The 12,857-nt window shown below is 65.0% G+C and carries 11 protein-coding genes; 7 read left to right on the top strand and 4 right to left on the bottom strand.

All coding sequences use genetic code 11. From position 1 onward, the window contains the following. Window positions 1-144: 144 nt before the first annotated feature. The 7 genes from mnmA to ACQCSV_RS13830 all read left to right on the top strand — a co-directional run bounded on the left by mnmA (window position 145) and on the right by ACQCSV_RS13830 (window position 8,525). Window positions 145-1,269: a tRNA 2-thiouridine(34) synthase MnmA gene (gene mnmA / locus ACQCSV_RS13860; RefSeq protein ID WP_354222951.1), complete on the top strand. Its 1,125-nt coding sequence runs from the start codon at window positions 145-147 to the stop codon at window positions 1,267-1,269. Window positions 1,270-1,443: 174 nt separating this feature from the next. Continuing rightward, complete coding sequence (locus tag ACQCSV_RS13855; RefSeq protein WP_426938620.1) at window positions 1,444-3,081, top strand: ABC transporter substrate-binding protein; 1,638 nt, start codon at window positions 1,444-1,446, stop codon at window positions 3,079-3,081. Window positions 3,082-3,194: 113 nt separating this feature from the next. Next, on the top strand, window positions 3,195-4,277 hold the full coding sequence (locus tag ACQCSV_RS13850; protein WP_354222947.1) for an ABC transporter permease: 1,083 nt from the start codon (window positions 3,195-3,197) through the stop codon (window positions 4,275-4,277). Next, window positions 4,277-5,290, top strand: coding sequence for an ABC transporter permease (locus ACQCSV_RS13845; protein WP_426938619.1), 1,014 nt, complete (start codon window positions 4,277-4,279; stop codon window positions 5,288-5,290). Before ACQCSV_RS13850 ends, ACQCSV_RS13845 begins: the two co-directional genes overlap by 1 nt. Then, on the top strand, window positions 5,287-7,002 hold the full coding sequence (locus ACQCSV_RS13840; RefSeq protein WP_426938618.1) for an ABC transporter ATP-binding protein: 1,716 nt from the start codon (window positions 5,287-5,289) through the stop codon (window positions 7,000-7,002). Before ACQCSV_RS13845 ends, ACQCSV_RS13840 begins: the two co-directional genes overlap by 4 nt. A gap of 135 nt (window positions 7,003-7,137) precedes the next feature. Continuing rightward, window positions 7,138-7,524 (top strand): chorismate mutase, encoded by a 387-nt coding sequence (locus tag ACQCSV_RS13835; protein ID WP_056343785.1) that lies wholly within the window; start codon window positions 7,138-7,140, stop codon window positions 7,522-7,524. Then, a complete protein-coding gene (locus tag ACQCSV_RS13830) occupies window positions 7,515-8,525 on the top strand; it encodes a hypothetical protein (protein WP_354153500.1) in 1,011 nt (336 codons plus the stop codon). Before ACQCSV_RS13835 ends, ACQCSV_RS13830 begins: the two co-directional genes overlap by 10 nt. 36 nt (window positions 8,526-8,561) lie before the next feature. Here the strand turns inward: ACQCSV_RS13830 and ACQCSV_RS13825 are convergent, their stop codons facing one another. Genes ACQCSV_RS13825 through ACQCSV_RS13810 form a run of 4 tightly spaced genes read right to left on the bottom strand, consistent with a single transcriptional unit; the run spans window position 8,562 to window position 12,854 of the window. After that, window positions 8,562-9,275 carry a DUF4166 domain-containing protein gene (locus ACQCSV_RS13825; RefSeq protein ID WP_354153501.1) on the bottom strand — a complete coding sequence of 238 codons (714 nt, stop codon included), beginning with the start codon at window positions 9,273-9,275 and terminating at the stop codon, window positions 8,562-8,564. A 41-nt stretch (window positions 9,276-9,316) separates the two neighbouring features. Further along, window positions 9,317-10,609 carry a DUF58 domain-containing protein gene (locus tag ACQCSV_RS13820; protein ID WP_354153502.1) on the bottom strand — a complete coding sequence of 431 codons (1,293 nt, stop codon included), beginning with the start codon at window positions 10,607-10,609 and terminating at the stop codon, window positions 9,317-9,319. Between the two features lie 11 nt (window positions 10,610-10,620). Further along, window positions 10,621-11,622: an AAA family ATPase gene (locus ACQCSV_RS13815; protein ID WP_426938617.1), complete on the bottom strand. Its 1,002-nt coding sequence runs from the start codon at window positions 11,620-11,622 to the stop codon at window positions 10,621-10,623. After that, window positions 11,619-12,854 carry a DUF4350 domain-containing protein gene (locus ACQCSV_RS13810; RefSeq protein ID WP_426938616.1) on the bottom strand — a complete coding sequence of 412 codons (1,236 nt, stop codon included), beginning with the start codon at window positions 12,852-12,854 and terminating at the stop codon, window positions 11,619-11,621. The genes ACQCSV_RS13815 and ACQCSV_RS13810 overlap by 4 nt, the downstream gene beginning before the upstream one ends. Window positions 12,855-12,857: the final 3 nt, after the last annotated feature.

Raw genomic sequence — 12,857 nt, 5'->3', positions numbered from 1 at the left:
TGAAGGCCTGCCGGGTCAAGGGTCTTTTGGGGAGGATTCGGCGTGGCGATAGACTGGTGAGGCAGGCATTGTGCTATTTCTGCGGCCACCGGTTGATCGGCAGCCGCCTCTGCCTGCATCCCCCGAACCCTAAAGAAAGCCAGCATGCGAGTTCTAGCAGCCATGAGCGGTGGAGTCGACTCCGCCGTTGCCGCGGCACGTGCCGTCGAAGCCGGGCACGACGTCGTCGGCGTTCACCTTGCGCTGTCCAGGATGCCCGGCACCCTGCGGACGGGCAGCCGCGGCTGCTGCACCATCGAGGACTCCCGCGATGCGTGGCGGGCTTGCGATGTGCTGGGCATTCCCTACTACGTCTGGGATTTCTCGGAACGCTTCAAGGAAGACGTGGTCCAGGACTTCATCGATGAGTACGCGGCTGGGCGGACGCCCAATCCCTGTATGCGCTGCAACGAGCGGATCAAGTTCGCAGCCTTGCTGGAGAAGGCTATTGCCCTGGGGTTCGATGCCGTCTGCACCGGCCACTATGCCAAGGTCATCCAGGACGCTGACGGTAATCCGGAGCTGCACCGCGCCGCTGACTGGGCCAAGGACCAGAGCTACGTCCTGGGTGTCCTGACCCACGAGCAGCTCAAACACTCCATGTTCCCGCTGGCGGACACACCTTCCAAGGCTGAAGTTCGGGCCGAGGCTGAGCGCAGGGGGTTGTCGGTGGCCAACAAGCCCGACAGCCACGACATTTGCTTCATTCCCGACGGCGACACCGCGGGCTGGCTCGCCGAGAAGATCGACATGAGCACCGGCGACATCGTGGACGAGACCGGCACAAAGGTGGGGGAGCACCCGGGGGCCAACGCGTTCACCGTGGGCCAGCGCCGCGGCCTGAAGCTTGGTACGCCCGCAGCGGACGGCAAGCCCAGGTTCGTCCTGGAGATCCGGCCTAAGGAAAACAAAGTGGTGGTGGGGCCCCAGGCGCTGCTGGCCATTGACGAGATCCGCGGCATCAAGGTGTCCTGGGCCGGCCTGCCCATCGCGGAAATCGAAACCGGCGCCGAGTTTGACTGCTACGCGCAGGTCCGCGCCCATGGGGACCCCGTGCCGGCAACCGCGCGTGTGCTGCCCGGCGAGGATGCACCTCATCTGCTGGTAACCCTGACCGACCCGTTGCGCGGTGTGGCGCCCGGCCAGACGGTGGTCCTGTACCAGGGCAGCCGCGTCCTGGGGCAGGCCACCATCGATGCTGCCCGGTCTTTGCAGCGCGCGGAGCTCTGAGACGGAGCAAATTCACCCTGGTCAGGTAAATTTTGTGTCTCAACTCACAAAAATGCCGGTTGATGAGTCCGGCGTCTGGTTGAATCTAGGCATCAGGACAGCGCGCTGCCCGCTCAAGCCAAGACACCCATTTGCGGGCGGCGAGCGCGTACTCATCGAACAGAAAGTTCACAGATGACCAAGAGCACCAAAGCCTTGCGGAGCGTTATCGCGCTCGCAGGCGTTTCCGCCTTCGCATTAACGGCCTGCACCGGCCCCACAGATGGTGGCGGTGGCAGCACAGCCTCGGAGAATGCAAGCAGCGTCATTGCGTACGGCACTACGGACAAGGTCGTAGCACTGGACCCGGCAGGCTCGTACGACAACGGTTCGTTCATGATGATCAACCAGGTTTACTCCTTCTTGCTGAATTCCAAGCCCGGAGGCGCCGATCCCGTGCCGGACCTTGCCGAATCGTCATCATTCACCAAGCCCACCGAATTCACGGTCAAGCTGAAGAGCGACCTCAAATGGGCCAATGGACACGTGCTGGATTCCAAAGACGTCAAGTTCTCGTTTGATCGCCAGAAAAAAATCAACGATCCCAATGGCCCGGCATCATTGCTGACCAATATTGAGTCCATCGCCACGCCTGATGCCAGCACCGTGGTTTTCACGCTGAAGCAGGCCAACGACCAAACGTTCCCGCAGATTTTGACCAGCCCGGCCGCCGTGATCGTTGACGATGAAGTCTTCCCGGCGGACAAACTGGTTGCCGACGACGAAATTGTCAAGGCCAAGGCGTTCCACGGCCAGTACGTCATCGACTCCTACAACAAGAACACGCTGGTCAGCCTGACGGCGTGGCCCGATTACAAGGGCGTTCTTGGCAAGCCGGCCAACGCCGGGGCGACCATCAAGTACTACACCGACCAGACCAACATGAAGTTGGAGGTCAAGGGCGGCCAGATCGATGTTGCCAACCGCACCCTGAGCGCCACGGACATCGATGACCTCAAGAAGGACTCGAACGTCACGGTCCACGTTGGCCCCGGCGGCGAGATGCGGTACGTCGTCTTCAACTTCGACACCATGCCGTACGGCGCAAAGGCTCCGGACGCTGACCCGAAGAAGGCGCTTGCCGTCCGGCAGGCCGCTGCGAACCTCATCGACCGCCAGGCCATCTCGGACCAGGTCTACAAGGGCACCTACTTGCCAATGTGGTCCAACGTCCCCTCCGGGTTCGTGGGAGCCAACGAATCGTTCAAGCATGCGTACGGGGACGGCTCCGGCAAACCCAGCCTGCACAAGGCCAAGAAGGTCATGGCCGACGCCGGCATCACAGGCCCCGTGACTATCAAGCTGCAGTACAACCCCGACCACTACGGCAAGTCATCCGGTGACGAATACGCTATGGTCAAGGACCAGTTGGAGAAGAGCGGACTGTTCACGGTGGATCTGCAGTCCACCGAGTGGGTCACCTATAACTCAGCGTCGAAGAAGGACAGCTACCCCGTCTTCCAGCTGGGCTGGTTCCCGGACTTCAGCGACGCGGACAACTACTTGACGCCCTTCTTTGTGGGCGGTGGGTTCATGAACAACCACTACTCAAACCCTGAGGTCGAAACGCTGGTCGCCAAGCAGTTGGTCACCGCCGACAAGGCCGAGCGTGAGAAGACAATCCAGGAGGTCCAGAACCTGCTGGCCAAGGACATCTCCACTCTGCCGTTGCTGCAGGGCGCCCAAGTGGCCGTTTCAGGGACCAACGTGAAGGGTGTGGATTCCACCCTGGATGCATCGTTCAAGTTCCGGCTCGGCACCGTTTCCAAGTAGCGACCTGGATTCCGGGCAATACCGAACAAACCCGCGTGAGGAGGTGGGGCCGGATGGCCCTGCCTCCTACGCGTTGGCTCCACAATTTCTAGATCAAACCAAGCAGGGACAGCATGGCCACATTAATTGATGCGCCGCCGCCTACGGTTGCGGCCCCCACCTCCAAATCTGCGGGAGGTGGCCTCGGGAAGTACATCCTGATTCGCTTCCTGCTCATTTTCCCGACAATTTTCATCCTCGTTACCCTGGTCTTCTTTCTGATGCGGATCACCGGCGATCCCATTACGGCGGCCCAGGGCGGACGCCTTCCGCAAGAGCAAATTGACGCCTTGGTACACCAGGCAGGCTACGACCGGAGCCTCTTCATCCAGTACATCGAGTACCTTGGCAACATCGCCACCGGCAACTTCGGCCGGACCATTTCAGATGGTCGGCCCGTCATTGAGATGCTCGCCAAATTTGGTGCCGCCACCTTGGAACTGAGCATCAACGCCGTGGTGGTGGCATTGCTCGTAGGGATACCGCTGGGAATGTTCGCCGCCCACAAACGCGACAAGGTTCCGGACGCTTTCCTGCGCATGTTCGCCATCCTTTGTTACGCCACCCCTGTCTTCTTTGCCGGCTTGCTGTTGAAGCTGACTTTCTCGGTGGGTCTGGGCTGGTTCCCGGTGGCCGGCCGCGCTTCCACCACAACCGAATTGGCGATGGGCAGGCTGGCGGCGCCCACCGGTGTCTACTGGCTGGACGCCCTACGCAGCGGCAACGTGGCAGCCTTTGGCGACGTTGTCCACCATGCAGTGCTTCCCGCCGTCGCGCTGGGCCTTCTGACGGCCGGCGTTTTCCTCCGCCTGGTCCGCACCAACGTGATCGGCACACTGGGTAAGGACTATGTTGAGGCAGGCCGGTCCCGCGGAGTCAGCGAATACCGCCTGGTGACCAAGCATGCCTACAAGCCGGCACTGATTCCCATCATCACGGTGATGGGTCTGCAGATTGCCTTGCTGCTCGGCGGTGCGGTGCTGACGGAAACCACGTTCGAGTGGAAGGGCCTGGGCTATCAGCTGGCGCAGTACCTGACTGCACGTGACTTTGTTGCCGTCCAGGGCATCGTTATGCTGCTGGCCGTCGTTGTGGCGATCACCAATTTCGTGGTGGATATTGCCGCTGCCCTGATTGATCCGCGGGTGAGGTACTGATGGCCACCACATCAATGGAACCGACAAAGAAGTCCTTGCTGGACCGGCTGCCCGTCTCATCCCACATCCGCCAAAGCGTTGGGCTGCAACGCACAATGCTGCTCATCGGCGTCGTGCTTTGCACTGTTTTTGTGGTGGCTGCGATATTCGCGCCGCTGTTGGCACCGTACGGGTATTCCCAGATTTCCGACGATGCCGGTTCGTTCCCGGCGCAGGCCGAACCCGGTGGCAAGCATCTGCTGGGAACGACAGTGGGTGGCTACGACGTCCTGTCCCGGGTGATCTGGGGATCGCAGACAGCTTTGGCAGTGATTGTTGCTGCCGTGCTGATGTCCATTTTCCTGGGCGTGTTCCTGGGGCTGGTGAGCGGCTACTTCGGTGGCTGGTTGGACCGTGTGCTGGTGGTGATTGCTGACGCAATCTACGCCTTCCCGACACTCCTCGTCGCCATCGTGATGTCGATTGCCATCAACAAAGGACAGTCAGGATTCTGGGGCGGCATCTTCGCCTGCGGGTTCGCCATCACAGCAGTGTTTGTCCCGCAGTACTTCCGGGTGATACGGGCGGAAACCATCCGGCTCAAGGCCGAGCCTTTTGTGGAATCAGCGCAGGTTGTTGGCGCCTCCAGCGCCAGGATAATAAGGCGGCACATCTTTTCCAACGCGACCCGGACCCTGCCGCTGATTTTCACGCTTAACGCCTCCGAAGCCATCCTCACACTGGCAGGCCTGGGCTTCCTCGGTTTCGGTATTGAGCCAAGCTCCGCCGCCGAATGGGGTTTTGACCTGAACAAGGCCATGTCCGATGCCTCCTCCGGCATTTGGTGGACCGGAGTGTTCCCAGGCATCGCCATCGTATTGACCGTGGTTGGCCTCACCCTCGTGGGAGAAAGCATCAATGACCTGAACGATCCGCGACTGCGCGGACGCAAGGCTGCAGGCGCCAAGGGCGCCCCTGGACCATCAACCGCGGCCGCGCAGGCCGCCATGTCAGCGGATGTGAGGGGATTTTGACCATCAATATTGATTCGGTATCTGACCAGTCCAGGCAGGCGGACCAGCCGGTCCTTGCCATCGACCACCTCAAAGTCACCTTCGCCACCGACGGCGGGGACGTCTACGCCGTGAAGGATGTGAGCCTGGACGTCCGCTCCGGCGAGGTCCTGGCCATCGTGGGCGAATCCGGATCAGGGAAAACCGTGACCGCGAAAACCATCCTTGGGCTGCTGCCCGAGACCGCCACCAGCGGGGGCGCCGTCCTGATTAACGGGAACAACGTGATCAGCGTCAGCGCCGCGAAGCTGAGGCAGATCCGCGGCCGCGATGTGGCCATGGTGTTCCAGGAACCGTCCACAGCCCTGAACCCCGTGTTCACCGTCGGCTGGCAGATTGCCGAGGGCATCCGTGCCCACGCCGGCAGCGCCGGCGGGAAACGGGTCTCGGCCAAGGATGCCAAGACCCGTGCCATTGAGGCGCTGCGTAAAGTGGGGATCCCGGATCCGGAGCACCGGGTCAACTATTATCCGCACCAGTTCTCCGGCGGCCAGAAGCAGCGCGTGGTGATCGCCGCCGCGCTGGCCCTGAACCCGGGACTGATTGTGGCCGATGAACCCACCACGGCCCTGGATGTCACGGTCCAGGCCGAAATCTTGGAGCTGCTTCGGGATCTTCGGGACACGTACGGCACCTCGATCGTGCTGATCACCCACAACATGGGCGTGGTGGCCGATCTCGCGGATCGCGTGGTGGTGATGTACCAGGGTGACGTGGTGGAGGAAGCGCCGGTGCGGGTGCTGTTTGCCGAACCCAAAGAGGACTACACCAAGAAGCTGCTGGCCGCCGTGCCCCACCTGGGCCGGAACTCGGCGTCGGAGGGCCTGTTGGAACGCGCCCACCAGGGCTCGCCCGTGCTGGTGGAGGCAACCGACCTGACCATCGAGTACCCCGGCAGGCTGGGAACACCGGCCTTCAAGGCCGTGGACGGGGTCAGCTTCACCGTGTCCCAGGGCGAAGTCTTTGGACTGGTGGGCGAATCGGGCTCCGGGAAAACCACCATCGGCCGGGCCATCGCGGGCCTGAACCGGACCACGGGCGGCAGCCTGAAGGTACTCGGCTACGAGATGCTGAACCTCAAGGAGCGGACGTTCAAACCCCTCCGGAAGGATATTGGCTTTGTGTTCCAGGATCCGGCCGCGTCCTTCAACCCGCAGCTGACCATCGGTGACTGCGTAGCGGAACCCATGATCATCCACACCGACCCGAGCCGGGCGCAGGCGCGCAAACGCGTGGCTGAACTGCTCGAATCGGTGCAGCTGCCGGCGTCGTACGCTGAACGGTACCCGCACGAGCTGTCCGGCGGGCAGCGCCAGCGGGCGTCCCTGGCGCGGGCGCTGATCCTGAACCCGCGGTTGCTCATCGCTGACGAGCCGACGTCGGCCCTGGACGTTTCCGTGCAGGCAAAAGTCCTGGAACTCTTCAAGGAAATCCAGGCCGAGTTCGGGTTTGCGGCCCTGTTCATCAGCCACGACCTCGCGGTGGTGGACATCCTGTCGCAGTGGGTGGGTGTCCTCTACAAGGGCAAACTCGTGGAGCAGGGCATCGGCAGCCAGGTGATGGGCGCGCCGCAGCACGACTACACCAAACGGCTGATTGCCTCGCTGCCGGTTCCTGATCCGGACGAACAGGCCCGACGCCGGGAAGCACACCGGGCGCTGTTGGCGCAGTAGACGCTCCGGGCGACGCCACAGCGGCGACCCCACAGCCGCGGAACCACCAGACGGACATCCCGCCCCACCAGGCGGGGTGTCCGTCCGCCGCTTAACGCCGGAAGGATTTCCGCGGCCGCCCCATAGACTTGGACCATGACGCAGCAAAACCACGATGTTCCCGACACCGACACCTACGATGCCGCCGCGAGTTCGCTGGCAGGCCAGGTGGACAACTCGGTGATGGCGGAACTGCTGTCCATCCGCTCCAGCATCGACAACATCGACGCGACCCTGGTCTACCTTCTGGCCGAACGGTTCAAGGCCACCCAGAAAGTGGGCTTCCTCAAGGCCGCGCACCGGCTCCCCGCAGGGGACCCGGGCCGGGAATCAGCCCAGATCGCCCGTCTCCGGCGGCTGGCAGAGGATGCACACCTCGATCCCGCCTTTGCGGAGAAGTTCCTGAACTTCATCATCGGCGAGGTCATCCGCCATCATGAAGCCATCGCCGAGGACCACCAGGCCGCTGCAGAGTGGAAGTAACTGCCACCGGGCTTGGGCCCTGGCCGGGGGAGGACCCCGTGGAGGCTGCCCGCATTATCCGCGGCGAGCTCGGCAGCCCGCACCTGCCATTCCTGGCTGAGCTTCCGGACCGTGGAGTCGGCTCCGACGCCCTGGGGCGGACGGCCGCACTCCTGGTTGAAATGGCCGTGGATGTCCAGCCGTACGGCTGGCGGCTGGTGGACCGTCCCGGCAAGGATTTCCGCCGGGCCGCGTCGGCACTGTCCACGGACATTAATGTCCTTGCCGACGTTGCGGGCGCCGAGGACGCCACGGCCCCTGAACTAAAGGTTCAACTGCTGGGCCCGCTGGGTCTAGCCGCCGGGCTGCACCTGCACAACGGTGAACGGGCACTGATCGACTACGGCGCACGCCGGGACATTGCCGACTCACTTGCCGCAGGGGTTGGTGGTTACCTGTCCCGGATCTCCAGCGCGGTTCCGGGCGCGCGGCTGGTGGTACAGGTCGATGAGCCTGATATCGCCGCCGTACTGGCCGGCACTATTCCGACGTCGAGCGGTTACCGCACGCTGCGGGCGGTGGGTGGCCAGGAGATCACCGAGTCCTGGCAGATGGTGATCGAGGCACTGCGCGCCGCGGGGGCCGCCGAAATCGTTATCTCCGTGCCTGAAATTGAGGCCCCCATCGACCGGATCATTGCCGCCGGTGCCGACGGCGTGGCCGTGCCGCTGAGGGCTTTGACCACACGGCAGTGGGAGCAGCTGGCCACGGCGGTGGAGGCAAGCAAACGGATCTGGGCCGGCGCCCTGGACGTCAGCCGCGGCACGCTGCCCAGGGTGGCCGACGTGGTGGAGTCCGTCTGGCGGCCGTGGCACGAGCTGGGGCTCCCGGCGTCGTCCCTCGGCAGTATCCGGGTCACCCCCTCGGCGGGACTTTCCGGCCATACGCCGGTCACCGCCACAGCGGTGCTGGGCCGGCTCACCCAGGTGGCCGACGGGCTGAACCAACGCGCACACGGCTGAGCGGGCCCACCGTTTGAACGCGCGTACGGCCAACAGCTACGTCCGGTTTTCCCAACGGTCAGGCCGGGCGTAGCGGGGCAGGAAACTCTGCGCCGAACTGCCGCCAATGTAAGGACGCAGGCGGTAGTCGAAGCCGCCCGCATAGACCAGGACCAGCCCGATCTGTGGCTGGATGACCTTGACCTGGATCCGGTGCTTACCGTGCTCGCCGGCATCGCCGTCCCACCACTGTTCGGCGTAGGCCTTGGCGTCAACCGTGGCCGGCAGCGGAAGTCGGAGGGGTCCCAAAAACAGCCGGGAGGCGTCGGAAACGCCGCGCAGCCTGCCCTCCTCCGTCACACTGAGCTTGAGGTCGGTCACCATGCGCCGGAAACGGCCCAGGTAGTCCACCAGCCGCGGGCTGCCGCCGGAATCCACGAGGCTGGTGGTGTCCTGGAAAATCCGCATGTGCCCTGGGAAACGGATTTCCCGCCGGGCAGTCAGGCTGGAACGGCCGAATGGATCCTGGTGCGCATGGTTTTCAATCCGGAAGGGGATCCCTTCGCCGTAGTCCGGGAAAAACGCGTCTTCGCCGGAGGTGAGCTTGAGGAGAGGCCGCAGCCAGGCCTGCCGGCAGCCCACAACATCGAACACGCCCTCTCCGACGCCATAATGCCCCGAGCCGGGCGCCAGGGAAAAGTACTCCTGCAGCTCAGGCTGCAGCCGGTAGTAGTCCTCGCCCAGGGCCTGCCGGTAAATAGGGACGTTCATGGTGACCTCCTGGCCGGTACCGTCAGCGGCGCTGCGGTGATTCACAATCTACCCGCCGCCTTGAGCCGGATGTACATGTCGGCTAGCTGCGGCGGCAGGTGGTGTGGCTCCGCGTCCACCACTTCCACCCCGTGGTGCCGGAGCTCGGCGCTGACCGCGGCCCGTTCCAGGAGTACGCGTTCAGCCGCCGCCGCCCGGAATACGCCGGCGGCGTTCTCACGCTCATGCAGCATCTGCCCAAGCCTGGGATCACGGACAGCGGCCACCACCACAACGTGCTGCTGCGCGAGCTGCGCGGCTACGGGAATGAGCCCTTCCTCCGGTGCTCCGCCGTCCAGGGCCGTCAGCAGCACCACCAGGGACCGGTGTGCGGAGACCGCCCGGATCTGGCCCGGAAGACTGGACCAGTCAAGCTCAATCAGTTCGGACTCCAGGGGCGCCATCGCCTGCACCAGTTGCCCCAGGAGGTTGCCGGTGGTGGCGGAGCCGGCCCGGGCGCGCGGACGGCGGTCGTAGGCCAGGAAATCCACTCTGTCACCGCCACGCTCGGCCAGCACCGCCAGCAGGAGTGCCGCTTCGATGCCGGTATCCAGCCGGGGTTCGTCCTCGATCCTCGCGGCTGACGTACGCGAGGTATCCAGCATGATCACCACGCGCCGGTCGCGTTCCGGGCGCCAGGTGCGGACGACGACGGCGGACCGGCGGGCGGTTGCGCGCCAGTCGATGGAGCGGACGTCGTCGCCGCGGACGTAGTCCCGCAATGAGTCGAATTCGGTGCCGGCACCACGGATCTGCACGGCGGCCTTGCCGTCGAGTTCGCGGAGTTTCCTGAGCTTCGACGGCAGGTGCCTGCGGGAATGGAACGGCGGCAGGACCCGGAGGAGGCCGCTGCAGTCAAACGTGCGCTGGCGTGCCGCAAGCTGAAGGGGTCCATGGGAGCGGACAGTGACGTGCCGGGCGGCCATGTCGCCACGGCGGACCGGCTGCAACCGGACGGTCATCCGGCGGCTTTCCAGGGCGGGGATGTCCAGGTCCTGGATCGGATTCACGGCCCCGGCAGACGGCTGCCACGCGTCCCGGACGGTGGCCCGCAGCCGTCGTCGGCCACCGTTGCGCAGGGTGAGGACCGAAGAAGCCACGCCGTGCAGGGCTACGTTGCCCGGATCGGCGCGCGTGACGATGATGGCCCGCAGGGACGCGGCCAGGACAAGGTCCAGGCCAAGGAGGGCAGCGAGCGCCCCGACCACGCCCAGGACTGTTCCCCCGCTGGGGAACAGCAATACCGGCACCAGGCCCAGCAGTGCCAGCAATACGAACCGTCCGGAGAGTGCCATGTGCGAGCGGATCAGCGGGGGACGGGGACGGACGCCAGGATGCTGCCCAGGACATCGTCCACGCGGACCCCGTCCATCTGGGCATCAGGCTGCAGGGCCACCCGGTGGCGCAGACACGGCAGCGCCAGTGCTTTGACATCATCGGGGGTGACGAAGCTGCGGCCGGACAGCCACGCCCAGGCACGGGAGGTGTTCAGCAGCGCAGTCGCGCCGCGGGGCGAAACGCCCAGCTGGAACGACGGCGCCTGCCGCGTTGCGCGCACCAGGTCCACGATGTAGCCGATGAGTTCCGGTTCGACGGCAACGGTGGCCACACCCTGCCGTGCCCGTTCGAGGTCCTCGGCCCCGGCCACCGCACGGACACCGGCCGCAGCAAGGTCGCGAGGATTGAAGCCGGCGGCGTGCCGCCGGATCACCTCCACCTCGTCGGTCCGGCCGGGCAGCGGCATTGTGAGCTTGAGCAGGAACCGGTCCAGCTGGGCTTCGGGGAGGGGATAGGTTCCCTCGTACTCCACGGGGTTCTGGGTTGCCGCCACCAGGAAGTTCCCCGGCAGCTGCCGGGACACGCCGTCAACCGAGACCTGCCGCTCCTCCATGGCCTCCAGCAGGGAGGCCTGCGTCTTCGGCGGCGTCCGGTTAATTTCGTCGGCCAGCAGGATGTTGGTGAAGACCGGCCCCTCGCGGAAACTGAATTCCGAGGTGTGCGAGTCATAGACCAGGGAACCGGTAATGTCGCCGGGCATCAGGTCAGGGGTGAACTGTACGCGTTTGGTGTCCAGGCTCAGCGCGGCGGACAGTGCCCGCACCAGGAGTGTTTTGGCCACCCCGGGCACGCCTTCGAGGAGCACATGACCCTGGGAAAGCAGCGCGATCAGGAGTCCCGTGACGGTGGCATCCTGGCCCACCACGGCCTTGGCCACCTCGTGGCGGACATCCAGCAGTGCCTGCCGGGCGGGATCGAGCGTCTGCGGGGAAGAATCCATGATCTGTGGGGCGCCGTACGGTTCGTTCATCGGGTCCTGACCTCGTTCTCTAGTTTGTCCAGTTCCTGAGACCATTGCACCAGCCTGGCTGCGGTACCGGGGCATTCCTGGATCATGCCGCTGATATCGGTGACCGGCCGGCCCAGGTGCCGGGCCGCTGCCTGCACGACGTCGTCGGCAGTGGCCTCGGATCCAACCCGAAGGGCGTGTGCCAGACGAACCAGGGTGCCGGCCCGAAGGTTGTCCCGCGCCCGGTCCAGCGCGTGGGAATCCTGATAAAGGCGCGCCCGGCCTTCGGCGGTCTCCACGGCCTTGACCACCACAGGCAGCGGTTCAAAGACGAGCGGGCCCAGTCGGCGCCCCCGCCATACGACGGCGAGCACGGCCACGAAGACCAACCACGGCCCCAGGAAAGCCACCCAGCCAGGGGCAAGGTCATCAAGTGTCTGCGTTGACTCCGCAGCGGCCGCGTCGCCCAGCCCGGGCAGGTACCAGACGAGGTCCTCTGAGCTGCCCAGGGTCCGGAGGGCCAGTGCGGCATGGCCAGGGTCGGCAAGCCCGCCGTTGTTGAGGAGGGCGGTGCTGCCCAGGACGGTCAGGCCGCCGTCGTCCGTGCGGGCAAGCAGCCCGGCGCTGCTTCCCGGCGGGCTGAAACACACCGTGCCGCCGTCGTACAGGAAACCGCCGGTTCCGGACACAGCACCTGCCGCAGCGGGATCGCTGAGATCGCAGCCCGGTGTCAGGAGCGCCGTTGACTCCGGCACCACGCCCGCCTGGCTGATGCCGGTATTGAGGGCCTTCAGCGTGCCGAGCCGCGGCGTCACCAGCACCACGCGTCCCGCACCTGCCGTCAGTTGTTCCAGCCGGGATTGGTCCAGGAATCCGCTCCGGTCGTACAGGAGCAGGGTGGCACCTGGCCGGTCCGCGAGTGCCGTGGTGGCCGCGTCAAAGGATTCAACATCCTGGACCTCGACTCCGTGGCGGCCAAGTATCTCGCTGACCGCCCTGGCACCGGCCGGGCCGGCGTTGTGAACGGACAACGGCAGCGAATCGCCCTTTGACGCGAGTTGGGAGGAAATGACCACCGCCAGTCCGACGGCGGCCGCCGCGCCGATCACTGCCCCGCCGCGGTGCCGCCGGAGCCAGGAACCGGCACCGGACCCGGAATCCGATCGGAGTGCAGGGGCGAAACCCGGCTGTGCCTCCGGTGCACTCTGCGTCAGAAGTTTGGGCGTCAGGCGATCCAGCGAAGGGTTCTGCATTGT

This window comes from Pseudarthrobacter sp. S3, from assembly GCF_050156905.1.
Taxonomy (GTDB): domain Bacteria; phylum Actinomycetota; class Actinomycetes; order Actinomycetales; family Micrococcaceae; genus Arthrobacter.
Note: the sequence above shows the minus strand (reverse complement) of the source record. Positions and strands in the feature narration are given on the sequence as shown.